Below are 25896 nucleotides of genomic sequence, written 5' to 3' on the forward strand. Positions count from 1 at the left end.
TATTAAACACTACTTCATAGCCCCGGTCCGCTCTCCCTACTCGCACCGCACAGTCAAAAACATGCAGCTCACAGCTTTTTTCTAATCAAAATGTAAAAATACAGGTTGTAAGCTGCTTTTTCAGCGATTTATAGCCTCAAAATGCAAATATGCAGTTTGATTGGCTGAAAAAGCCCCTATAGAGTCAAATCTCAGGATTTCAGATGCACTTTTGCATTTTGAATGCCTTTTTGGAGCTTTTAAGGCGTATCAGCCTGCACTTTTGCATTTTGTTTCTCATTTGCCAAGTAGAAACTAGCGTCGGTAGGGTGATACCTCATCTGATAGGCATTCTGATAGGCACTATAGGGAGGGAGTCTATCCACATTTATAATATGCTTGTCTAACATTTGGCTTAGGTCCTCCCTTCTCAGTGCATTTATGCTTAGCAGATCAGTCAGAGCGTCGTCTATACATGCCAAATCAGTCCGAGTATTCATCCATTAAGATTAAGCTGCTTGGTAAGAAAGTTACTGGAATCCATTAGCCAGAGTTTAGTCCATATTGGTTATTCCAATAAAGAAGGACAGACCCGCGGGTCTGTCCTTCTTTCTATTACATTAACTTACCAAGTTACAATACGCGCGTTATTTGTTCAACAAATTGTAAATGATCTGTGCGGATTCCGCACGCGTGGAGATACCTTTAGGATCGAACATACCTGTACTCCGTCCTTTAACCAGTCCAAGCTCAGCAGCCTGATTAATATACTCAACTGCCCAACTGGAAGCCTCACTCTCATCTTCAAACGCTATCTCTTTCCCGTTAGCAGCCTGACTTGCTCCTTGCGCCGCTTGATAGGCTCGTATAAGCATGGTGACCATTTCCTCGCGCGTAATTTGGGCATTCGGAGCAAATGTATTGCCGCTCATGCCCGCAACGATTCCAGTGTTTGCCGCTATCCCTACAGCTTCTGCATACCATGCGTTCTCCGCCACGTCAGCGAATGCCGCTTGACCGGATTCAACTTCGGTAAGCTTCAATGCACGCACTAGCAGGGAGACGAATTCGGCACGGGTTAATGCCCGATTAGGTTCGAATGATACGTCACTCATTCCATTGACGATCTGCTTCGCTGCAAGCTCTTGAATGACGCTCTCTGCCCAGTGACCGGATGGCACATCCATGAAGCTCCATACCATTTCAATTACTCCATATATGCCGAACGCATTGGCTTCACTCTGCCATTGGCCCCCCTTCTCTGCCCCGCCAACATAGCTTGGCTTGGCATTGCCATCCAGACGAAAGATGCCCGCAAGCTTAGGATTAACTGCATTCCCGCCGCTCGTCTTCAAGCGCACAATAATAGGTTCATCTGCATGATCCGCTTTTATCGTTTTACTGTCGCTTCCTGCGAAAAAGAGACTAAACTCATACGCGGTACCCGCTGATGTCACCCGCGTCCGCTCGCCCGCTTTCAACATCGATTGCAGCGCCGTATCCGATATCGGCTGAATGCCTATAGTCAGCTTGCCCTCTGACAAACCCGACGCAGCAGCCTTCTCCCTCAACTGCTTTACGAGCGCCGCTGGCAGCTCAAGTTCATAGTTTTGCGAGCGGATCACAATTCGGCTGTTCGCCGGCAGCTCCACCGCTTCCAGAGGAAGGACAACCTGTCGGATGCTCCCCGCGACCGGCAAGATGACATTGCCGTCTTTTACCGATTGCAGCAGCTCCGCAGAAGACACTGTCAAGACATAATTTGACTGAGCACCTCCACCTCCGCTTCCGCCTCCACTGCTATTGCCCCCCGTACCACCGTTTCCATTACCAGAAGCAGCCGTTCCAGGCACGATGACCTTCAGCGCACTCGTATCCGCCGTGCTTCCGTCTGATAGTCTCGTTATGGTCAGTACAACCGTCACTTCGGTTGCCGATAAAGACGGCGACAATCGTCCATCCAGACCGAGAATAGCCGGCTTATCCGTGCTTTTGATCGCTACCGAATATCCTGCCGGAACGACGGGCAGCACCAAGCTCGTCTCGCCTCTGGCCGGCGCTTGCAGAGCCGTTATCCCCCCCGCAACACTTGCTGCGCTTGGACCTTGCTCTGAGACCACCATCCCGAAAACTTTCATTTCGTAAATCGAATATCCCCATTGCCCAGACTTCACTGTACCTTGCATCCGGATATATCTTGCATCCTCATTCAGATCGATAATGTCCGTACCGCCATTGCTGTTGCTTTCGACAAAGGCATCCGTCCATTGCTGGCCGTCAGAAGAAACTTGAAGCTTATACCCTTTGGCATACGAGTCTTCCCAGTCAATCTGAACCCGGAAGACGTGATAGATTTGTTCCAAATCCACCTGCAGCCAGTTGTCCGCCGACTCGCCAGCGCTCCATCGGGTAGACGACTCGCCATCGAAGGCCATAGCAGCCGTCTGCTGCGCATTCGATGCGGATAGTGCCTGTGCAAGCTTGCCAAGCGCAAGGTTTGGCGCTTCTTGACCGTAAATCTCCATCTCGTAAATCGAATATCCCCATTGCCCGGATTTCGCTAACCCTTGCATCCGAACGTAGCGGCCAAGTGCATCTATCAAGATTTTCTCCGTACCGCCAGATGAATTTTCTTGTTCATACACATCCGTCCAATGCAATCCATCCATCGAGACTTGAAGCTTGTACGCCTTGGCATACGAAGCCTCCCATTGCAGGTTCACTTCGTTCAGTGCATAGATGCTGCCCAAGTCCACTTGAAGCCAGTTGTCTGCGCTCCCGCCCGCAGCCCAGCGTGTAGCTGGATCGCCATCGAAAGCATGTGCTGCGCTTTGCTGAGTATTCGATTCCGAGAGAGCGCTAGCGGTTTTGCCTAAGGCAAGGTTAATCTTGGACGCATCCTTCAGTTTGAGGCGGATTACCGCCTTCTTATTCGCTTGAAGCGGTATAACGCGTGCAATGCTGCCAAGCGGCGAGCCTGCAATCGTCACATCCTCACTGACGATTTCCTCGATGCCCGCGCGCTGAATCAGCGTCAGATTCTGGTCGATGGCAGACGTCAGCTCGACGTCGACCGTCAAGTTATCCATGTCCCACTGGAGCTCATTGATCGTCACTTGCCCTCTCGCGAGCATGCCGGAAATAGAGCCTCTCGTTAACGATTTAGGCAAAGCGGGCAGCAGCTCCAATGTGCCTCTATCGGAAATAGCGAGCATTTCCATCATAATCGTTGGAACGGAGTTGACGACGTCCGTAGCGAATGTGCCATGGTTATTGTAGTGCGACGTCGACAGACTGGAATAGTAATAATCGTCTTTGGCGAACCGTACGAGCTTGGCATTGACTGAATCCGCATTGTTCAAGTTCGCCGCTGCCAGAGCGCTGTGAAGCAGTCCATGCCCGGCATTCTCATAATTACCGCCGTCTTTTTTCTGCAATGATACTCTCGCAGCATCGTACAGCTCCCTGTTTGTCTCTGGTGTGACTTCACGATAGGGCCAGACCGGCATCATGGCGCTTGAATGGCGATGGTGATAGTTGTTTTTGTTCATCAGATCCGGCCATGCCCATTCGGCAAACGCTCCATCGTCATTAACCAGATAAGGCGGCAAATGATCGAGCAGCTCTTGCCAGACCGGTATCTTCTCCTCGTCCCGTCCAAGGAGGGTGCTTGTCTCAATCAGCGTCTCCAGAGCAAAGCGCGCGCCGGAGATATCATAGACTGAATTGACCGAAAGCGGTACGCCGCCGGCCGGCCTATTCTCAGGTGAAATAGAGCCTGCGAAAATATAATGGCCGTTGCTATCCTTCTCGACCAGGAAATCCTCGTAAAAGTCGCCCATATCCCGGATGAGCGGGTAATATTGGTCGGCTAGGAAGGCGGTATCTCCCGTAACCTGATAGTGCTCCCAGAACGGATAGAGCAGCCAGGATTCACCGCCGGTCACATACTGGTACGGATATTCGAAATTAATATTCGAGATCAGTCCCTCTCCGTTTGGCGTATTGCCGCCTGTAAGCATGCCCCTTGTTCCGAGAAGCTTCTGCGCGTTGGTGCGGAAATCTTCCTGCCATTGATGATTAAGATAGTAGTACCCTTCCATCGCCTCCGGCATATTACCGATATTGCCGCCAGATATTTGCAAATTGAGATTGGCGTCGAGGTGATAATAGCCGTCCCAGCCTACGTTGCTGTCGCCCGTCCAGTTACCAAGTAAGTCAGGCGCGGCCGTAGCGCTGCTTGATCCGAGCAAATGATAACGGCCCGAATAGAACATCCGCTCGAACAAAGCCGGAATAGGCGTCGTTGATGCCTTCTGCATGGCGAGCAGCTCTTCGTTAGATTTGGATCGGTCCCCCTCGCTTGCTCCAAAATCGATCAAAACGCGATCGAAGATTTCACTGTGCATGGCGGTATGCCGGCTGAGCAGCGTTGCATAATCATCAGCCACATCCGACAGCTGGCCTTGAAGAGGCCCCTGATTCCATTCCTGTTCAGCCGGCAGGCCGCCTTCGAACGTTCCGTCATAGCGCTGGGTAAGGGACAACAGCAGAACGTAGGTCGCCCCTGTTACGGACACCGCATCGCCGTCCAGCGTCTTCTGGCCGTCTGTCACGATGCGTGTGACGCCTTCGTAACCCGCGTTGTAGGTACCGTTAGCGTATTTCGCCCGCAAGTTGAGGAAATCGACCGAGGAATGGTTCTCGTACGTTACCCCTTTATTCAACAAATTCATGCCGGGATCAATGCTGAGACCCAGCTTAACCTCCAGCGTCTCGCCGCTTGGAGCAGGCAAATATTGCACCGTCATTCCGTCTGGTCTCGACACGAACGACTTGCGCTCCCAATCCCCCTTGCCGTCTGTCCAGTTGACGGAGACGACGCCGTCTGAATAATCCGTCGAGCGGACGTAATTCGAAATCGGGCCGCTGTCCGGCATCGTGATCGTCATTTTATAACCCGGATGCTTGCTTCCTTCTCCGCCTCCCCGGTAGCCTTGCACATCAGCCGCAAGCTGATTCGCCTGCTGATAACGGCCGGAAATAAGCAAATCTCTTATTTCTTGAATATCCGCTTCGCTTACACTATTAAAAGTGCGATGCGGATTCGCTTCCAATCTCGCCATGAAGAAATCCCGGTCGTTAAAAACGACGGTTTCTTCCCGCGGATTGCCAAATACGATAATGCCCTGCTTGCCGTCACCAGCCAGCAGCCCTTCTTCCCAGTCCCCATAGTTGCGAGGATACGTTGTCGAAAGTGCTTTCGTCGCCGGATTGCCCGACGTTGTAAAGGTCTTTATCAGTCCCCCGCTTTCGTTCCCATTCTCATCAATCGCCGTTACTTTGATTGTATACGTGCTGCCCGCGTTCAGCCCCGCAGCCGTATAGCTGCGTACACCAGCAGCAAGCGAAGCGACGAGAGTACTTCCCAGATATACGTTGTAGCCAGATACCGTCCCGTTATCTATTGCGGCTGGCCATTGGAGAGACGCCGATTCCGCCGTTAAACCCGTCAGCTCCAGCGCTGCCGTTACTGGCCACTGAGGCGCTGTATCGGCTGGCTTGACCTTGCCGTATACTTCAAATTCATACAATGAAAGTCCCCACTGCGTTGCCGAGGTTACACCCTGCATACGGACGAAACGTCCTGTTGCGGACTGTTGAAGCTCGATGTCGTCCACATGATCGCCTGAAGGCGAAGCATCATCATGTACGTATACATCCGTCCAGATGCTGCCGTCATCGGAAACTTGAACCTTATATTGCGCTGCGTATGCTGCTTCCCAGGCAAGTACGATTCGGTCGATGATATGCGGCTGGCCCAGGTCTACCTGAAGCCAATTATCGTCTCCGCCGTTTGAGCCCCAGCGCGTACCTGTATTGCCGTCAAACGCCCGGAAGGCGGAGCGGTCCTTGTCCGGCTGGCTGTTCTGCTCCCCGCTTCCATCATTGGACTGCGAAGATGCCGTATAAGCAGAAGGCGCCTTGTTCAATGCCACGTTCACAGGCACATCCGGCTGAATTGGAGTGCCATACACTTCGAACTCGTACAGCGAATATCCGTAAGGCGTGCTCGGTACGACGCCCTGCATCCGGACAAATCTTGCGTTTTGCCGGATCGTAACCGATTCGTTGCCGCCTGCGCCGCTTGTCGTATGGTACACATCCGTCCAGCTCTGTCCATCATCGGAAATCTGGATAAAATATTCTCTGGCATAAGCCGCTTCCCAAGAAAGCACGGCTTTCGAAACGTTATATTTAGCTCCAAGATCGACATAGATCCATGCGTTATTGTCGTTGCTGTGATCACTCGACCAGCGGGACGAGCCGTTGCCGTCAATAGCTTTGTCGGCAGTCAGATTGCTGTCCTCATAGGACGCAACTGCCGCTGTATTCGCGCCTAACGATAAATTGAGCGGCACGTCGGTTGGCTGAGCCGGCGGGGATGGCACTGTCTGCCCTTGCGGCGGCCACAGCACGAATTGGTTAGCACCATTTTGCACATTCGCGAACGGACCAGCCTTTACACTTCCTGCCGGGAAAGCGTTACCAAAAAAGTCAGTGGCAACATCCGCCGCAATGCTCTCATTCGCATTCGGTATGACACCCACCCGCGCCTGCGTCACAATATCCAGACCGTTCATCCCCGCAGCGTTCAGATTGAAGCTGATGCTCATCGCATCATTGGTCGTCGTGTACGCCACATCGGAGATTACATTCGTGAAGTTGTCCTCCTTCACATGCGTTTTATTCGCAGCATCGGACGGCAGTACAGAGCCTTGCACCAGATTGTTGTACCAATGGAATTTTTGTACGGTGTTCATCGCATTCGTCTCATTCATCGTACCGGGCTGAAAATAGTAATTTTCCCTTCCTCCGCCGTCAACGTTGATATTGCCGTTATCGATGAACAGATTGTTCGCATACACGACGCCTGTTGCGTCCAGCATCCGAATATCGCTGTTGCCGATAAACACGTTATTGTCTACAAGTATAGGGCCATGAACCGCTTCTGCGTAGTAGCCCCAAGGCGTGTTCATTACAATGTTGCCGGTAACCCGCACGTTCTGATTGCCCCAGTCCGTCCAGATGCCGGCGGAGTTGCCGCCCTTGGAGTTTTTAATATAATTGCCTTTTATCAGCCCTTCGTTCATGTAATGCACCTTGATCGGAGCCGTCTCCGCACCGCTGAATTCACCACGGTAGTTCGTATCCTCGATCCTGTTGTACATAATATCGGAATTCCATGAGAACACACCGGCAATGCCTGACTGTCCTGACTTCGCGATGTAGTTGTTGCGGACAACATGGGAGCCGTACTTGTCCGTTTCCCTGAAATTCGTACGTGTTACACCCGGACGGTTGCCTGCCCATTCATCGCTGCCCAGACCAATATCAATGGCAATTGTACGCGCATTAATGACGATATTGTTCTGAATAATCCACTTCAAGCCGCCGTTAACACTGATTGCACCTGCTTGGCGTCTGGAAGGAGATCCCGGAAAGTCGGAATACGTATTGGCGGCATGCTTAACTGTAAAGCCGTCAACCGTTATGTAGCCTAGTCCCCAGGCATCCGGTGCGAATACTTGCCTGCGCACATTAATTTCCGCCAGCTTCTGATTCGGATCGGCTCCATCAAAGTTCGCGTAGATCGTCGTATTCCCGCCGGATACTTCCGCGTACCACGTATTCCCTGCACCCAGGACATTGCTCAAGGAACCTTTCTGATAACAAGCTTGATCGTTCAAATACACATCACCAGCCGTATATACCGGGAAGAAGCCGCCTTCTCCGCCTTGCGGATGTCTTGTTGCGAAAGGATTATAATCCCCGAAGAAGCTATTGGGCAAAGCAACCTGCCACACATCTCCGCTATATGGCACCCAGTCGTTGATTTCCTCCGAGCCTTTAATGACGACCTCGCCGTCTCCAGCGTTCGTGTATACGATCCGATGCTCTTCATCCGTTCCTCCACGAGCCGGCTTTACCGTCTCCCGGTATAGTCCGGCATGTACAACGACGGTATCGCCGGGCTGCGCTTCCTCCGCCGCATAATTAATCGTTAAGTAAGGCTCCGCTTCCGTACCCGGATTATTATTGCTGCCATCCTTCGCAACGTGAATGACGCGGCCTTCACTAGGCAGCGGATCTGCGGCTGCTGAAGGCAGCCCTACTGTCGTTAGCACCAAACCGGCGCATAACATGGTGTAGAATGTTTTTTTGCTGGCATGAGCTGCCTGCTTCCATGAACGTAACATTATTTTTTCCCCTTCCATCCTTGTATTTACCCTTAAAGCAAACGCTTACATTTTCAATTGTAGTCTTGCGGACACGCTATCGTAAGGGTAGTAATCTATAATTACATCCACTTTTTTAATGCTTTGCTTGTGCGAATAAAGAGGCAATGCCTGCCCGCACTGCCTCTTCCTGTATTTCCTTGTCTATTAGCCTAAAATAAAGTCCAAAAGCTCGTTGACCGGAACGGTTGCCAATCCGATCGAGGTATCACAGCAGCCATAATAAACGTGCAGAATATCATCTATGATGAGATTGGCTGTCGGGAAGACGACGTTAGGGATAACAAGTCCGGTTTTCTCATAATATTCCTCCGGCTCCATAATGAACTGCTTCGTTCGCCCGATGACGATTTCCGGATTGTCCAAATCGAGCAGAAGAGCGCCAACGCGGTAGATCGACGAGCCATCCACGCCATGGTACAACACGAGCCAGCCCTTTTCCGTCCGAAGAGGCGTAGCCGCAGCGCCAATCTTAGCTCCCTCCCACGCTTCCTGCGCGACAGCCAGCAGCTTAGGCTCAGACCATTCCATTAAATCATCGGAGTAGGAAATCCACATACCCGGCCTGTCCGTTCCATAGGCTTCCCCCACATATTCCATCGGTCTGCGCAGAAGGGCAAACTTCCCGTTTATCTTCTCAGGAAACAGGGCGTTATCACGATCATCAATCTCCGGCGGCGTCGTATAGCACAGCTGCTTGAAATGAATTCCGTCCTCCGATACGGCAATGCCGGAACGCGTCAGCATCGGCTTCACCCCATTGCTTGCCCATTCCGGATAATGCTCGGGAAAGTAATTAGGAACAGCGATGCCTGTCGGCCAGCAGTCGAACGCATACGGCTGCAGCGCATAACACATGTAATACAAACCGTCTATCTTGACGACCCTCGCATCCTCCACGCTTCCTCCAGGAAAACCGAGCATTTCACCTGTAAAAACCGCTTCCTCCTGAACCGGGGTGAAATGAATGCCGTCATCGCTTTCCAGCAGACCGATGCTGGTCTGGAACGGTGTTAAAGAGCTTGCGGCTCTGTCATACATCCGGAACTTCCCTTGATCGTAAATAACACCCGGATTAAATGTAGCCACTTGCCTGATTCCGGCTTCCCCTGGAACAACAACCGGATTCGCCTCACAACGTGTAAATTTCATAACTGATACCCTCCTTTAATAGCTGTCAATCCACTGCTACGCCTAGCATACGCCGCATAAAGATTTAAAGAAATAGACATGACGGCCATTATCGTACAATAATGTCGTAAAAGTAGAAGGATTTATCCTCCCCTTGCAGAATGATTACATTCGGAGGTCATTCAGATGGAACACTCGCAAAGGCATGAACCGATACGCCATATGGATCTGGACATTAAGGTATCTATCGGTCATATCCGGTTTAATATTCTTTATATCAATTTCGAGCCGGCTATACCGGCCTGGCATTTCAAGAACCACAGCCATAGCAGCTATGAGCTGCACTTTATTCCGAGCGGGCGTGGCGTGCTTCGCGTATCCGATCAGCAATTTCCTATTGAACCCGGAGTCTTCTACCTAACCGGCCCCGATATATACCATGAACAGCAGGCAGACGATGTAGACCCGATGTGTGAATACTGTATTAACTTCGAGCTTGAGGTAACCGGCCGGAGGAAGAAGAAAAATGATGACTACATAGAAACTGAAGTGGAAGAAATGCTGGAAACGCTGCGAAATACTCACTTCTGGTTTGGCCGCGACGCGTTCGAAACGATTCCTCTGTTCGAGCATCTATTCGCAGAGGTGTCCAGCCGTAAGCTCGGCTACTACGCTTATATTCAGAGTCTGGCATCCCAGATTATTATCCATGCCATCCGCAACTTCGCCGATGGGGATCGGGCGGCCAGCTATTATTTTCCGCGAAAAATACTGGACGACAGACGGCGATTTATTGCCGACAATTATTTCAAAGACAGCCACCTGATGCTGACTCCTGCCGAGCTTGCGGGGCTGATTGGCGTAAGCGTCCGGCAGCTGGAGCGTATTATGCAGCTGTATTACAACAAATCATTCAAGGAGAAGCTCCAAGAAAGCCGCCTCTCTCACGCCAAGCATCTGCTGTCCGCCAGCGCTCTCACCGCCAAAGACATTGCAGAGGCGACCGGATTCGCATCGGCTCCTTACTTCTGCAAAGTGTTCAAAACCTGCATAGGCATGACCCCGCTTCAGTATCGAGCAAAAAAAAGATAAGCTCTCCATACACGAAAAAACGACCTGTAAACGTCACCCGTTTACAAGTCGTTTCATGCTATTGATATCTCGTTTCCCTATACTCCGATGGCGATACGCCGCATATTTTTTTGAACACGTTTACAAAATATTTGTAGTCATTATATCCAACACGATCGGCAATATCAGCAATTTTCATATCCGTGTCCCGAAGCAGCCCCTTAGCTGTTTCAATCCGCACGTCATTCAAGTAATTATTGTAAGACTTGCCCGTCTCCTGCTTGAAAATATGGCTGAAATAATTCGGCGTAATATGAAGCCTGTCGGCAATAGTCGAAGCCTTCAAATCCTGAGTAAATTCCTGATGAATCCATTCCTTCACCCGATTGACCACCCAGCGGTTTTTCCCCACATTCGAGCTGTTCATAATCGATTGGAGCGCCATAAGCTCATCCCAATACAGCCGCTCCAACGATGCATATGAATTATGAATGAACAAATCGGCATCCGTGAAATAAGAGTCCTTTTCCTCGACCCGAGCGCCTACATGCTTCAGCCGGCGGTAGATCAGCACTTTAATGAGCTGGCATACTTTCCAGCTCTCCTGCAGCAAGAATAAATTTTCCCGCAAGTAGAGAAACAGCTCCCGGCTTGCTTGCCGAAGCTGCTCAACATCCTGTTGGAAAAACGTCTCCACGACCTGCTTCTCCAGTGCCTCTGGATAAGCGGACACGGCATCCGCTTCCTGTCTTCTCTCTCTGGAGACACCGTCTATGCCTATCTCCTGACGCTTCAATTGCAGCACAGCCTGCTCGTATGCATTCTTCAATGTGGCGAGACCGGTCTGTGCCGGAGACTCACACACCCACAAGGGAATATCCGAGCCGTTCCATTCCAGCATGCAGGACGGCTGCGGAAAAACCTCCTCCTGCAAGCCGTCGCTGCCGTAACCGTATACGAAATGCAGGTTCGGATGAACGAATACCGATATCGTCTCGTATCCAAGCCCCTTCAGCCTAGCCTCTATTCTATTCTGCCATGCCGTATGAAATTGCCGAACGTCTTCATCCGTCATCCCGTATGATAAATGATCATAGCTTGCCACAGCGCTGGCAAACAGCCGATAAGGCATCGGGAAGTTGAGCCCCTGTTCCGGCAAGGAAAGATCATGCACGCCTTCATGCGCCTGCATCAGCAATTGACGGAGCCGATTCTCCTGCTGGCTGCGAAGCTCACTGCCCTGCTTCTCGCGCGCTGCCCGGATCGTCCGGCAGACCAATTCGACCGTTCGCATCAGCTGATCCACATCAACAGGCTTAATCAAATAATCTTTCACATTATATTGAATCGCTCTTTTGGCATATTCGAATTCTTCGTATCCGCTAAGCAGAATGAAGGAAGCAGGATGCTCGATCTCATGCAGCTTTGCCGCCAGATCCAGCCCATCCATCTCAGGCATGCGAATGTCGCTTAGAATGAGGTCCACCTTTTCTTGCTCCAGAATAGCCAAAGCTTCTATACCAGAGTAAGCCTCACCGACGATTTCGATGTCGAGCTCATGCCAAGGCAGCGTTTCCTTCAATCCCATACATATAATAGGCTCGTCGTCTACGATTAGCATTCTAAGCTTCATTCGCATGCCCCTCCTCAGATGTCCAGCTGCTAACCCTTGACAGCCCCCGCCGTCATTCCCTTAACCAAATAACTTTCAAGGCATAGAAAGACGATAATGACGGGAATAAGCGCCATCGTCAAGCCTGCCATCTGCGTCGTATACGAAGTAGTATATTGACCTACGAAATTGGAAAGTCCCAGCGGGACTGTTTTCAAATCCGGATTGCTCACAAGCACCAAGGCGAATGAAAATTCATTCCAGTTGTTGATAAAATTAATAATGACGACCGTCGCAATTGACGGCATAGACATTGGCAATATAATAGACCAAAAAATACGCAGCGGCCCGCAGCCATCCATGATGGCGGATTCCTCAATATCTTTGGAGAAGCTCTTCATAAAGCTTACCAGAATAAATATCGTGATCGGCAGACCAAAAGCGATATACGGCACGATCAGCGACAGATACGAGTTTTGCATATGCAGCTTGTTCTCAAGTATAAATAATGGTACCAGTGTCGCGTGAATCGGAATCAGCATGCCAAACACAAAGTAATTATAGATTTTCGTCTGATGCTTGAATCGGAACCTGGCCAGAAAGTAGGACGCGAAGGCGCCTAATAGTACTGTAAACAAGACAGCCAGCACGCCAATAATCATACTGTTGGAAAAGTATAAGCCTAACTTGGCTACTCTCCATGCCTCCGCATAATTGGCGAACAGCCATTGCTTTGGCCATGCCAATACACTTTGGGAAAAGGCGTCATCTGACTTAAAAGAGTTCATGAACATCCACAGAATCGGGAATAAATTGACTATACTATAGGCGGTTAAAAAAATATAGACAACTAGCTTGAGTGTCTTTTTTCTCGCCGAATGTCTCGTATCCCTCTCTATCATCGCTTTCTCTCGGGGAACAGTAATCGTATGCGGCATCGCTCGCCTCTCCTCTCTTAATCTTCTTTAACCTTCAGCAATCGTGAAGCAACGGAAATGAGCAGCAGACTGACCACGAAGATGGCGACGGATATCGCACTTCCGTATCCATACTGAAAGGAGGAGAATGTTTTGTTGAACATATAGATTGCCATGACATCGGTCGTATGAGCCGGTCCTCCGTTCGTCATGACATAGATCAAATCGAATGTTTTCAAACTGCCGCTGATACATAAAATAATGGAGACTAGAATCGTTCCCCATATCATCGGAATAATAATTTTAATCGTTTTGACGAAGCCCGTTGCCCCGTCGATTTCCGCTGCCTCCAGCGTTTCTGCCGGGACGTTTTGCAGCGCCGCCAGGAAGATTACCAAATACAGGCCGACATATTGCCATACGATCGTTACACATACAGCCAGCATCGCCCATTTCTGATCGCCTAGCCAATTGTGTGCCAACTGTTCCAGACCTACCGCTTTGAGCAGTGTATTTATTAATCCGTATTGCGTGTTATAAATCATGTTCCACGTCAAAGAAATAATAACCGTTGAGATGGCTACCGGCAGAAAACCTACCGTACGGAAAAACTTAGCGCCTCTCAGCTTACCGTTCAACAGCAAAGCGAACAACAAAGCGATCGGAATTTGTCCGAGCACGGATGCCAGCAGAACGAACATATTATTTTTCAGCGAGCTCCAAAATACTTGATCTTTCATTAAAGCCGCAAAGTTGTCCAATCCGATAAACGAGGGATCAGAAAAGCCGTCCCAATTCTGAAAGGAATAATAGAAAGAAATGCCAATAGGAATCATGCAAAACAAGGTGTACACGATAAGGGAAGGAGAAATTCCCAGCCAGATCAGCCACTTGTTGCGATTTAATAGATGCATGCGAGAGATTGCTCCTTTCTTAAATGAAGCGGAGAATCAAGGAATACCCCTGATTCTCCGAAGTTCGTTCCTATATGAACTATTTAGCCTTAGCCGCTTCCAGTTCGCTTGCTACTTCCTCAGGCGACTTGGTACCCATCGTGATGGACTGAAGCCCGTTGTTAATAATTTCGGTTAACTGAGGCGTCAGCACCGCATCATATACAGGAGCGACACCTCCGCTCGTCAGACTAATGAGCTGCTTCAACGTATCGGACGCATCAGACGGAACCGTCACAGTTGCCGGAACAAGCTGATCCTTGGCCAGAAGACGGTTATACGTATCCTCGCTGCTCAGGAACCGGATAAATTGACGGGCTGCATCCAGCTTGCCTGGATCGATATCTTTGTTAATAGCAACACCTTGTCCCGTTACACCTGACAAAGCTTGCGGGTTGCCTGCTCCGCCTTCGACGGCCGGGAAAATAGCAAGGCCGAGATTACGGTCCTTCGGCAGCTTCTCCTGCACACCGCCAAGAGACCAAGTGCCTTCAACGAACATAGCGGCTTTCCCTTGGACAAAATAATCCAAATGCTGATTGTTGTCGATTGTATTCATATCTTCATTGAATGCTTTCAAATCCGTCAGTTCTTTAATGACATTTAAACCGCCGACGAATTCCGGATCGGTAAACTTCTTCTCTCCGCTCATCGCTTTGACCAGGAAGTCGCTTCCTGTCATGCGGTCGCCGATCGTGGAGATGTAGCAGGATTGAAGCACCCATTGCCCTTTGTTGCCAAGTGCGATTGGCGTAACTCCCAAGTCACGGACTTTTACAACCATTTCCTTAAATTCCGCATAGGTCTTCGGAAACTCGCTGTAGCCCGCTTTGGCCAAAATGTCCTTATCGTAGTAAATCATATGGGTGTATACGACAATATTAGGAATCGCGTATTGCTTGCCGTCAATTTGATAGTCGATCAAGTTAGCGCTCGGAATGAGCTTGTCCTTATATTCTGCGGCGAGATCATCGATTGGCAGTACCGTATTGCCATCTACCATCGGCTTCAGCTCTGCGCCTGGCCATACGACGAACATATCCGGCAATTGCCGGCCTGCTGCACTTGCCTTTAATTTCAGCTTGTACTGGTCATGCGGCATTTGCTCGATTTTGACTTTAATATTCGGGTTTTCTTTCTGGAATTCACTTACCTTATCATTCAGCACGCCCATGTACGCATCTGACCCGTTCCAAATGTTCCAGAATGTCAATTCTACGTTTTTGGCCGGTTCTTCTGTGGCCGTTCCCCCATTGCTCGGTTTATTCTCCGGTTCGTTGCTGCTGTTGCTTCCGCTTCCGCATGCCGTTAAACCAACCGACAAAATCAGAACCAGCATGATGCTGACAGCCTTACTTATGACTGTGTGTGAGCGTTTCATCGTAGTCCCCCTCATTTTTGTTTTGCGGTGTTTGTAACCGTTATCATTATTGTAGGGAAAACGGTTCCAGCCAGAAACCGATTAAATTAACTCAGCATCCACTATTTTAAACAAGATTGCCTATGGTGAAGATTCGTCCGGTATCGTATCGACGAATGGAATCGTTAACCGGATATGGGTTCCTGCCGCTGCCGGCAAAAACTCCATACGGAAGCGGTCGCCAAACCATAGGGATAACCGCAGGTAGACGTTGCGCATGCCGTGGCTCCCTTCGCCTGTGTAGGCGATCAACTCGGATAAAGCCTGAATATCAGCACCCAAGCCATCATCGATAATATCCATGTGATAGGCGTCGCCTGCAGAAAGCCGTGTGCTCCGTACCGTTATATGCATCGGCTTTTGCTGGCCCGGCATGCCATGGACGATGCTATTCTCCACAAGCGGCTGCAAAATCATCTTCGGCACGTAGGAAACAAGCAATTCCTCATGGATATCGATCTCGCAGGTCAATCGCGCACCCAATCTTTGCTGCTGGAGATCGAGATAGCTCCTCACGTACAGCGCCTCGTCCTTCAGCTCAACCCAAGTTCCCGATCGATGAAGACTCAGTCGGAACAACGTCGATAACACTTGGATTAACCGGCTCGTTTCCACCGCTTTTTCAATTCTGGCCTTCCAGCGGATCATGTCCAGCGTGTTGTACAGAAAGTGGGGATTGATCTGCATCTGAAGAACATGCAGCTCAATTTCCTTCTGCTTGAGCGTCAGCTTGTATTCCTTATCGATAAGATCGTGAATCCGGTCCATCATGGCGTTAAAGTTCGCAGCCAGCAAGCCGATCTCATCCTTGGAACGAATCCCGGTAATTTTGCGAAAATAGTTGTCATCCACTTTTTTCATCATTTTGGTCAGTCTCTCAATCGGCTTAAGAATCCAGTTGAAAATCAGCCACGAAGCCAAGAGAACCGTAGCGATGGATATCACCACAATCAATATCGTATAAAATTGGATCGATCTTGATTCTTTGAACAGATGGGCCTTATCCACCCAGGAAATTAAACCCCAGCCGGTATAGGCAATTTTTTTGTACAGCAGCAGATTGTCTTTGTCATCGACTGGCTTCCCTTGGCTGTTGATAAGCTGCTGTATGCTGCTGCTATCCAGTTGAAACTTGTCTCCTGGCTCGGACCGTTGTTCCGTAATCGAATGGCCGTCATGATCGAGCAGCATCGTACCCGCGATAGCTCCTGAATCCTTGCTTTGGATCAGCTCATTCACTTTAGAGACCTTCAGTCGGATAATGACGATGCCAAGCGCCTTATCAATCGCGTTATAGTCATTAATGACGCGAACTAGAGAAATGATCGGTTCGTGATGGATGTCACCATTGTCGTAACGGCCCGTCCAGACGATCTTCCCTCTCTCTTGAACCGCTTGGTCGATCCATTCCCCTTCATCTCCGATAAAACGGGAGCCGTAGGCGATCTGACGGTCATCCGTGCCTCTGAACTCTACGGAATGAATGTAGCCCTTGGAAATTAAAATAAACTCGATAAATCCTTTTATATTATCGATAAGCGCCGATGCGAGCTTCGGATCGGAATCGACGGAGGTCATCGTTAAGTAGCTGCGAATATCTTTATTGACGATCGCGTAGCTTGAGGTCGACTCTACCTCACGGATAACAGATTCAATATTCGCTACGTTGGCATCCAGCAGCGTCGCCGTCGAGTTCACAGCCTGATTCGTCATCGCTCTCGTTGATATGTTGTAGGACAAGGTGCTGAGCGCAATCAGCGGCAGAAAAATCAAGACGCAAAAAAGAATGAGCAATTTGGTCCGAATGCTAATAAACGCCGGTTTCTTCTCTACCTTCATCATCTAGTTCCCCTGTTCTATACTAGAATTGGCTGGAATGTGCATCCATTATCGCTCAACTCTATTAAAATTGGCAAGAGGGGGAACGTAGAGATGCATTGTAGATTTGTATAAAAAAGAAGCCGGAGCTTGGAAGCACCGGCTTTGTTTTAATCCTATAAAAAGGCTACGCCCTCTAGCAGACTTCAGTTATTTTCCTCTATCATAAATGAACTGACCGACTGGTCCTATTTTAACATTAAGTTTGTTAACTGATGCAATGTACATGCGAGAAAAAACTCTATATACAAAATATCCGATAAGTGTTCCTGTGAAATTGAAAATAACATCATTAATATCAACGACCCGATATGGATAGCTCATGCTGATACTTAATAACAGCTGGATAAACTCAATACATACGCTAACGAATAACCCTAAGAGAACAACCTTCTTCAGGGTGAGATTAAATAAATAATTACTCAAATAACCCAAAGGTGCAAATAAACATATATTAAGAATCTGCTCTTTAAGTGGGAACAAAAAGGTCTCTGAAAGCCAAAGTGGCTCATAATTAAACTGCAATATGGTTCCGTTTCTTACGACTTCTAAATATCCCCTAATTGGGATAGGTAATAATGTGAACTTTAATACATATAACGAATAAATAAAAAATAAAGAGCTGAACGCAATATAGGCAATATTCTTTTTAGCGAAAAGCCTTAAGCATATGACTAGAATCAATAAAAAAGGAAGTTGGAACATTAATAAATCAGATATATTTATATCAATCATAAAATATATGACCTCTCCTTAGAGCAGCCCGCAGACTTATTCGTTACAGCACCTTGCCTATAGCAATAGGTAAATTGATCATTAATTTAAATTATCAAATAATTAATATACATTATTTTCTTATTAATTATTTCTTCCCTTTGCCCCGCAGCTGTTGGTTATGCGCGATTTTCTGCTCCATCCCCTGCTCCGATGCTTTGTAAAAACTCATGTTCCTCAGCATATCGGGCAAATACTGCTGCTCGACATAATGCCCTGGATAGTCATGCGGATACTTATAGCCCTCATGCCCTAGCTGCTGCGCGCCCTTGTAATGGGTATCCCGCAGATGGAGCGGCACTTCGGCGCTGCCCATCCCTTCAATCGTCGCTGTCGCCTTGGCGATCGCCATTGCAACGGCATTCGACTTCGGACTTTCCACGGCGAATAGAATGGCTTGCGTAACATTATATTTCGCCTCGGGCCAGCCGATCTTGTGATAGGCGTCCATCGCGGTCACTGCCTGAATCATCGCTTGCGGATTGGCTAAGCCAATATCCTCACTGCAAGCGACGATCAGCCGGCGGATGAACGTCATCGGGTCCATGCCCAGCTTCTCCACCGCATAGAGAAACCAGAATAGGGCAGCATCACTGGAGCCCCTTACGCTTTTGTGAAACGCCGAGAGAACGTCGTATTGCGTGGAAGGGTCGGCCCGCAGCGCCTTGTTGCGGATCGATTCCTGCGCCACTTCGATCGTAATATGGACGGACCCGTCCGGCTCCGACGGCGTCGTAACGGCAGCAAGCTCCAGCGCATTAAGCGCACGCCGGATATCGCCCCCCGCCATCGCCGCGAGATGCGCTAACGCATCTTCCTCGACCTTCAAATTCATAAAGCCAAGCCCGCGGTCCTTGTCGGCCAACGCCCGCTTCATCGCCTCCAGCGCATGCCGCTCATCAAGCGGCTGCAGTTGAAACAGCGTAGAACGAGACAGCAGCGCTCCGTTCACATGATGGAACGGATTTTCTGTAGTCGCTCCAATAAATATAATGATGCCCTGCTCGACCGCAGGAAGCAGCGCATCCTGCCGCGACGTATTGAAGCGGTGCACCTCGTCGAGGAATAGAATCGTTTTTTTCCCATACAGCATCTTGTTGCTCCGTGCCCGGTCGATCACCTCGCGAACGTCCTTCACGGAAGCGTCAACTGCGTTCAGCTTAACGAAATCACCGGCAGTACGCTTGGAAATGATGTTCGCCAGCGTCGTCTTGCCGCAGCCCGGCGGCCCATAGAGCAGAATAGACGAGACCTGATCGCCCTCTATCGCCCTTCTAAGCAGCTTATCCGGTCCTATTATATGTTCTTGCCCAATATATTCTTCAAGCGTCTCCGGCCGCAGCTGATCCGCCAGCAGCCTCGCACGAGGCGTCTCTGCTTCCTGATAGCTAAATAAGTCCATGCGCATTCACTACTTTCTTATTCCGTTATTACGATCATAGCATATCGTACAAGTGTTCGCCAGATTGTCGATTTTCCTGAATTTAGGACTTTTGTTTCACTATATCTTCACAATCCCTAGGTAAAACGTAGGTTTTTGATATAAACATTTTTACTGAATATACCGATATTAATTAGTGGTAAATTATTCTTTTATGCAATATCGTACGATCGACTTGCCGTATTGAGAGGGAACAGGTAGAGACTAGATAACTAATCTGTAAAGAGAGAGAGGATAAGAGGAGCGCTGTCGATTGTTCAAAAAAGTAGAGACTGAATGGGAACTAACGATGTTCAACAGTATTTGGACCACCGTATGGAAAGAAAAAGGCTTTGAGCTGGAGTATGCGGAACAAGCTCTGGAGAGATACGTCGCGATCTCGCCGGAAGGCCAATACGTAGGCACCTCCGAGATTAAAGCCTATACACCTGGTGTTAGCATAATTGATTCTGTTGCGCCTTTCCATAATCATCCGAAAATTGCAGCTGATCCTGCACAAGTAGCCGAAATCGACAAAATCGCAGTCATTAAGCAATACAGGGGCCATCCGATAACGGACCTGCTCTCTTCCGCCGTTTTTAGCGCAGAGACGCATCGATTCCGATACTTTATATCTTTGCTGGAGCCGGTATTTTACCGTGCGCTGCGCATCACATTCCGCGTGCCGATGGAGAAAGCGGGAGAAAAAACCTTTTATAAAGGCGATTATGTCATTCCGGTCATTTTCGATATGGAGCGCATGTATAGCAACAAAGAGCAATATGAGTGGCTTGCCTATCCGGACAGTCATAGAATTGGATCAGGCATAACCACTACCTAAAATTCACTAGTCGGGAAGAGAAGGTAGATGACGATGAAGAAAGAACTGACTGTGTTAGACAAAAGAAATCGTTTGTTCATAAAAATATTATGGGGCTTGCTGGCGCTCGGTATCGTTGCTGATATCGGCGCAGGGCTTGGCACTGATATGATATTGCTGCTCGTGATCGTTGGCACAGTCAGTATCGGCATTGCTACCTTCATGACTTACAAAAGAATTTTAGTTTCTTACATTATGTATTATGTTCCGGTTATTCTAATAGCGATTACGACACTTCTTATCGTGTCCGATCCGAATCCGATCATAAGCACCTACTTCCTTACTTTCGTAGGCATCGCACTGATGACACTGTACGCTGACTATAAGCCTATTGTGTTCTCCGGGCTGCTTAGCATGGGACTTAGTACGTATCTGTTTTTGACTCCGAAGTTTAAAGATATTCTATTCCCTAACGATTCGCTGATCTACTTGTACTTGTACATTATCTTTATTACAATCGCACTGGCTTCATCGGCTAGATTCAGCCAAAAGCTGCAAGAAGAAGTGCTGGTAGAACGCAGCGATGCGCTTGCTTCCAAAGAAATGGCCGAACAGCTGGTTGAGAAAATGAAGTCTTCGATTCTCGTTCTTGGAGAATTCAGCAGCGAGCAAAAAAATACGGCTCAGTCCACGGGACAAATTTCCCGTGAGGTTACGACGACGTTTACCGAAATGTCCGCTTCGATCGAGAAGCAGACCGGCATGGTGCTTAACGTCAGCAGCTCCGCGCAAACGATTGAGGGCGCAGTCACACAGCTGCTGGAAGGCGCAACCCGCCTGCAGCAGTATTCTGCGGATACTGCTGCCTTGACAGAGGACGGCAATACGCTCGTCCATACATTGTCTACGGAAGTAGAGCGTGTACGCTCGATCATCTCGCAAACGGTAGAGATGATGAAGCAGCTGACCGAACAGAACGAACGCGTCAGCTCCATCGTTGGCTCCATCAGTGAAATTTCGGAGCAGACAAATTTGCTGTCACTTAACGCTGCCATTGAAGCAGCGCGTGCCGGCGAGCAAGGCCGCGGCTTTGCCGTTGTAGCCGGCGAAGTCCGCAAGCTGGCTGACAATGCGAGTCTGGCCGCTAACGAGATCAACGATATTCTCGGCGCTATTCATACGCAAATCAGCGCAGTAAGCGAGCAAGTCAATCTCGGCGACCAGGCTGCTGACGTGAGCTACAATGCAGCGCAGCAGGTCGAAAAAATCATTCACAGCATCAACGGCAATACGGAGCAGGTGAAGCAGCAGTCGGATACAGTTGGCGTTTCTTCCCGTCAGCTGCATGAACAATACTCATCGATTGCCGATGAAATGACATCTATGGCTGCAACGACGGAGCAAAATATGGCTTCCGTAGAAGAAGTTTGCGCCAGCATGGAAAACCAGGATTCCAAAATCAATCATCTCGTTGACGGCTACGGCAAACTGGATGCGCTCATCTCCGAGCTCACTCAGCTAGTCGAGCGTAAACATACGAAGCAAGGCTGAAGCTAACTGCTTTACAGCCGCATCAAAAAAGGGCGGTCGCAGAAGGGAATTCCCTTCTGCGACCGCCCTTTTTATTTTAAACTTCAATACCAGCTTTGCTTAGCATATCCTGCACGACGACGCTGACCATAATAAGTCCGGCAACCGGCGGCACGAATGCGTTGCTTGCGGGAGGCAGCTGCGCTTTGCGGATTTCCGGAGCATTCTCCGGCACGATCCGCTGTGTTACATCCTCACGCGGCTTTTTCGGAAGCTCGTCCGAGAACACGACCTTGACGCCTCTCTTAATGCCGTCCTTGCGCAGCTTGATGCGAACGACGCGGGCAACCGGATCGGTATGGGTTTTGGAAATATCGGCGACACGGAACCTCGTCGGGTCCATCTTGTTCGCCGCGCCCATACTCGAAATGATCGGAATGCCCCGTTCCAGACATTCCTTGATTAGATGCACCTTATACGAGATCGTATCGGATGCATCCACAACATAATCAAGCTCATAAGCAAATAATTGCTCGTACGTCTCTTCCGTATAGAACATCCGCAGCGACACGGCATCGCAATCCGGATTAATCAGCTTAATCCGGTCGCGCATCAGGTCAGCCTTTGGCTGGCCGACCGTCGTCGTCAGCGCGTGAATCTGACGGTTAACGTTTGTAATATCCACAACATCCTTGTCGATCAGGATGACGCGCCCTACACCCGTACGGGCGAGCGCTTCGGCAGCGATGGAGCCTACTCCGCCGATGCCAAGCACGGCAACCGTGCTTCCCTTCATCAGCTCAAGGCCTTCAGGACCGATCGCAAGCTCGGTACGCGAAAATTGATGCAGCATATCGTGGCCGCCTCCTTCGCCTTATTCCTGTGGTTTAGCCGCTTCAGGCTTTGGTTTCAGAACCGTGCGGATATGAAGCTGCTCCAGCTGCGACAGCTCAACAGTGGATGGAGCGTCCATCAACAAGTCTGTTGCACTTGCCGTTTTCGGGAAGGCGATCGTCTCACGCAGGTTCGTTCTGCCTGTAAGCAGCATGACAAGACGGTCCAGACCGAAGGCAATGCCGCCATGCGGAGGCGTACCGTACTCGAATGCGTCCAGCAGGTAGCCGAAGCTTTCATGTGCTTCTTCCATTGTGAAGCCCAGCGCTTTGAACATTTTTTCCTGAACGTCGCGTTTGTAGATCCGCATCGAGCCGCCGCCTACTTCGTAGCCGTTAAGCACGATATCGTAAGCTTGTGCGCGGATTTTGCCCGGATCGGTATCGAACAGGTGCACGTCTTCGTCCTTCGGACGTGTGAACGGATGGTGTTCGGCTACATAACGCTTCTGATCCTCGTCCCAGCCAAGCAGCGGGAAGTCGACAACCCATGCGAATTTGAATTTCGAATCGTCGATCAGGCCAAGCTCGCGGCCTACTTTCAGACGCAGGTTGCCAAGCACGTCAGCTACAACGTTTTTTCTTGTCGGCCGAGAACGTCAGCAAGTCGCCTTCTTCTACTTGCAGGCGCTCTGTAAGAGCTGCGATTTCTTCCGGCTTGAGGAATTTAACAATTGGACCTTTCCACTCGCCTTCTTTAATCGTGATCCACGCCAGACCTTTGCCGCCGTAACGGGCAGCGAACGGCTGCAGATCGTCAAGCTCTTTGCGGCTCCAGTGGCCGCAGCCTTTTGCATTGAACGCCTTCACGACGCCGCCGCTTGCCGCAACGCTTGCGAATACTTTTACGTCGCTAGTAGCAACGATATCTGTGATGTCCTCAATTTCCATGCCGAAGCGAAGATCTGGTTTGTCTGAGCCGTATTTGTTGATTGCATCTTCATATGTGATGCGCTGGAACGGAAGCTCCAATTCGACGCCAATCGTCTCGCGGAACAGGCGTGCAGCGAGCTGCTCCATCATGCCCAGCAATTGGTCTTGCGACAGGAAGGAAGTCTCGATGTCGACTTGCGTAAATTCCGGTTGACGGTCAGCACGAAGATCTTCATCGCGGAAGCAGCGTGCGATTTGGTAATAGCGCTCGATACCGCCGACCATAAGCAGCTGTTTGAAAATTTGCGGCGATTGCGGCAGAGCGAAAAATTCGCCTTCATGCACACGGCTCGGTACCAAGTAATCGCGCGCGCCTTCTGGCGAGCTCTTTGTCAGGATCGGTGTTTCTACGTCGATAAAGCCTTCGCCGTCGAGGAAGTCACGGAAAATCTTCGATGCTTTCGAGCGAAGAAGCAGTGTTTTGTGCATTTCCGGACGACGCAGGTCGAGGTAACGATATTTCAGGCGGAGCGACTCGTCGACTTCAACGCCGTCTTCAATTGGGAACGGAGGCGTCTTCGCGCTGTTCATCACTTCGATTTCCGTTACGCGGATCTCAATCTCGCCTGTCGCGAGGTTTTTGTTCACCGTCTCTGCGTCACGCTCTACGACTGTACCAGTAACTGCAAGCACGAACTCATTGCGGGCGCGGTCAGCAATTGCCAGCGCGTCGCCGGAGAAGTCCGGGTTGAATACAGTTTGAACAATGCCTGTACGATCGCGCAAGTCAATGAACAATACGCCGCCAAGGTCGCGACGGCGTTGAACCCAGCCGTTCAGGGTTACGGTTTGGCCGATATCGGCTTTCGTTAAAGTACCGCAATGATGAGTTTTGAGCATCATGGTTTTCATTCTCCCTTTTCGTTTCGGATAGTATTGGAACTGTTGTTGTTGCTTAATGCCTGCCTGCTATTGCTGCTTCAACTGGGCGGAGAGCTGATCCAGCGCTACAAAGCGCTGTTCGCCGCTCGCCATGTCTTTCAATGCGATCTCTCCGCGCGACAGCTCGTCATCGCCAAGAATAGCAGTGTAGCGAGCCTGCAGACGGTCGGCCGATTTCATTTGCGCCTTCATTTTCCGGCCCAAGTAATCCCGCTCCGCACGAATGCCAGCCTGGCGAAGCTGATAGACGATTCTAGCTGTCTCCCGCTCCGCCGCCTCGCCAAGACCAACGAGATAGACGTCCACTTGAGGCTCGCTTGCTTGCTCGGCTTGCTTGTTGAGCAGCATGATCGTTCTCTCCAGGCCAAGACCAAGACCGATGCCCGGCTGATCCGGACCGCCGATTTCGGCTACCAAGCCGTTGTAGCGACCGCCGCCGCCAATCGTATCGATGGCGCCGATTCCTTCCGACTTATACTCGAAAGCGGTATGGGTGTAGTAATCAAGCCCGCGTACGAGACGCGAGTTGATCGTGTACGGGATGCCCATATCGGAAAGGTATTGCTGCAGCTTGTTGAAATGCGTGCTGCACTCCTCGTCCAAGCTGTCCAGAATGGAAGGTGCTTCCTCGAAGTGGTGCTGATCGTTCTTACAGTCCAGTACACGCAGCGGATTGCGGTCCATACGCGACTGGCAGTCCTTGCAGAGCAGCTCGCGCTTAGGCTCCAAGAAAGCCAGCAGCTTCTCGCGGAAATCGGCGCGAACTTTAGGTGTGCCGACAGAATTAATCTCTACACGGACTCCCTGAAGGCCAACCTCTGTATAAAAGGTGTAGCCCAGCGCAATGACCTCGGCGTCAATAGCCGGATCGACCGAGCCCAGCGCCTCAACGCCAAACTGATGAAACTGGCGGTAGCGTCCGGCCTGCTGGCGCTCGTAGCGGAACATCGGACCGATGTAATACAGCTTCGATACGTCTGGCTCGCCAAACAGCTTGTTTTCGACGTAAGATCTGACAACGCCAGCCGTTCCTTCGGGACGAAGCGTCACGCTCCGGTCTCCGCGATCGATGAACGTATACATTTCCTTCTCAACGATATCGGTCGTCTCGCCTACACCCCGCTGAAACAGCTCCGTCGATTCGAACATCGGCGTTCTGATTTCGCGGAAGTTGTACCGCCGGCAAATGTCCCGAGCTTTCTGCTCTACATACTGCCAACGCTCCGACGCTCCAGGCAAAATATCCTGTGTGCCCGGCAATTTCTGAAATGCCATGCTATTCCCTCCTGACCCCTGATCGTTCTTTGTTGCCTTCATCTGGAACGCAAAAAAGACTCTCGTCGCTGACGACTATTCATCGCCAGGGACGAGAGTCTGAACTCC

The 25896-nt window shown here is 50.0% G+C and carries 14 protein-coding genes and 1 pseudogene; 3 read left to right on the forward strand and 12 right to left on the reverse strand.

Features of this window, described 5'->3' with window-relative positions:
- Positions 1-626: 626 nt before the first annotated feature.
- Complete coding sequence (locus tag TY10_RS31025) at positions 627-8240, reverse strand: discoidin domain-containing protein (protein ID WP_202903189.1); 7614 nt, start codon at positions 8238-8240, stop codon at positions 627-629.
- A gap of 186 nt (positions 8241-8426) precedes the next feature.
- Positions 8427-9431 (reverse strand): glycoside hydrolase family 130 protein, encoded by a 1005-nt coding sequence (locus tag TY10_RS14330; RefSeq protein WP_042164633.1) that lies wholly within the window; start codon positions 9429-9431, stop codon positions 8427-8429.
- A 165-nt stretch (positions 9432-9596) separates the two neighbouring features.
- Between TY10_RS14330 and TY10_RS14335 the strand changes: the two genes are divergently transcribed.
- The gene (locus TY10_RS14335; RefSeq protein WP_042164635.1) at positions 9597-10502 is read left to right on the forward strand and encodes a helix-turn-helix transcriptional regulator; all 906 of its coding nucleotides are present in this window, start codon (positions 9597-9599) and stop codon (positions 10500-10502) included.
- Between the two features lie 58 nt (positions 10503-10560).
- Here TY10_RS14335 and TY10_RS14340 read toward each other — a convergent pair whose 3' ends face one another.
- From TY10_RS14340 to TY10_RS14370, 7 genes are all read right to left on the reverse strand, one after another.
- On the reverse strand, positions 10561-12114 hold the full coding sequence (locus tag TY10_RS14340) for a response regulator transcription factor (protein ID WP_042164637.1): 1554 nt from the start codon (positions 12112-12114) through the stop codon (positions 10561-10563).
- 29 nt (positions 12115-12143) lie between these two features.
- The gene (locus tag TY10_RS14345) at positions 12144-13031 is read right to left on the reverse strand and encodes a carbohydrate ABC transporter permease (RefSeq protein WP_337588362.1); all 888 of its coding nucleotides are present in this window, start codon (positions 13029-13031) and stop codon (positions 12144-12146) included.
- Positions 13032-13048: 17 nt separating this feature from the next.
- The gene (locus TY10_RS14350; RefSeq protein WP_042164640.1) at positions 13049-13924 is read right to left on the reverse strand and encodes a carbohydrate ABC transporter permease; all 876 of its coding nucleotides are present in this window, start codon (positions 13922-13924) and stop codon (positions 13049-13051) included.
- Positions 13925-14003: 79 nt separating this feature from the next.
- The gene (locus TY10_RS14355; protein WP_042164642.1) at positions 14004-15344 is read right to left on the reverse strand and encodes an extracellular solute-binding protein; all 1341 of its coding nucleotides are present in this window, start codon (positions 15342-15344) and stop codon (positions 14004-14006) included.
- Between the two features lie 120 nt (positions 15345-15464).
- Positions 15465-17225, reverse strand: coding sequence for a sensor histidine kinase (locus tag TY10_RS14360; RefSeq protein ID WP_081735284.1), 1761 nt, complete (start codon positions 17223-17225; stop codon positions 15465-15467).
- 186 nt (positions 17226-17411) lie between these two features.
- Positions 17412-17996 (reverse strand): VanZ family protein, encoded by a 585-nt coding sequence (locus tag TY10_RS14365; RefSeq protein ID WP_042164646.1) that lies wholly within the window; start codon positions 17994-17996, stop codon positions 17412-17414.
- Between the two features lie 127 nt (positions 17997-18123).
- Positions 18124-19437, reverse strand: a complete 1314-nt coding sequence (locus TY10_RS14370; protein WP_042164850.1) for a replication-associated recombination protein A — start codon at positions 19435-19437, stop codon at positions 18124-18126.
- A 292-nt stretch (positions 19438-19729) separates the two neighbouring features.
- On the opposite strand from TY10_RS14370, the gene TY10_RS14375 reads away from it, so the two are divergent.
- Together TY10_RS14375 and TY10_RS14380 are read left to right on the forward strand one after the other, a co-directional pair.
- Positions 19730-20296, forward strand: a complete 567-nt coding sequence (locus TY10_RS14375; RefSeq protein WP_042164648.1) for a hypothetical protein — start codon at positions 19730-19732, stop codon at positions 20294-20296.
- Between the two features lie 27 nt (positions 20297-20323).
- Complete coding sequence (locus TY10_RS14380; protein WP_238327638.1) at positions 20324-21826, forward strand: methyl-accepting chemotaxis protein; 1503 nt, start codon at positions 20324-20326, stop codon at positions 21824-21826.
- A 76-nt stretch (positions 21827-21902) separates the two neighbouring features.
- On the opposite strand, the gene TY10_RS14385 is transcribed toward TY10_RS14380, so the two are convergent.
- The 3 genes and pseudogenes from TY10_RS14385 to hisS all read right to left on the reverse strand — a co-directional run bounded on the left by TY10_RS14385 (position 21903) and on the right by hisS (position 25788).
- Positions 21903-22658, reverse strand: coding sequence for a tRNA threonylcarbamoyladenosine dehydratase (locus TY10_RS14385; RefSeq protein WP_042164653.1), 756 nt, complete (start codon positions 22656-22658; stop codon positions 21903-21905).
- A gap of 21 nt (positions 22659-22679) precedes the next feature.
- Positions 22680-24474 (reverse strand): annotated as a pseudogene (aspS, locus tag TY10_RS14390) (aspartate--tRNA ligase).
- Between the two features lie 66 nt (positions 24475-24540).
- Positions 24541-25788: a histidine--tRNA ligase gene (gene hisS / locus TY10_RS14395; protein ID WP_042164657.1), complete on the reverse strand. Its 1248-nt coding sequence runs from the start codon at positions 25786-25788 to the stop codon at positions 24541-24543.
- Positions 25789-25896: the final 108 nt, after the last annotated feature.

This window comes from Paenibacillus gorillae (assembly GCF_000513275.1).
Classification (GTDB): domain Bacteria; phylum Bacillota; class Bacilli; order Paenibacillales; family Paenibacillaceae; genus Pristimantibacillus; species Pristimantibacillus gorillae.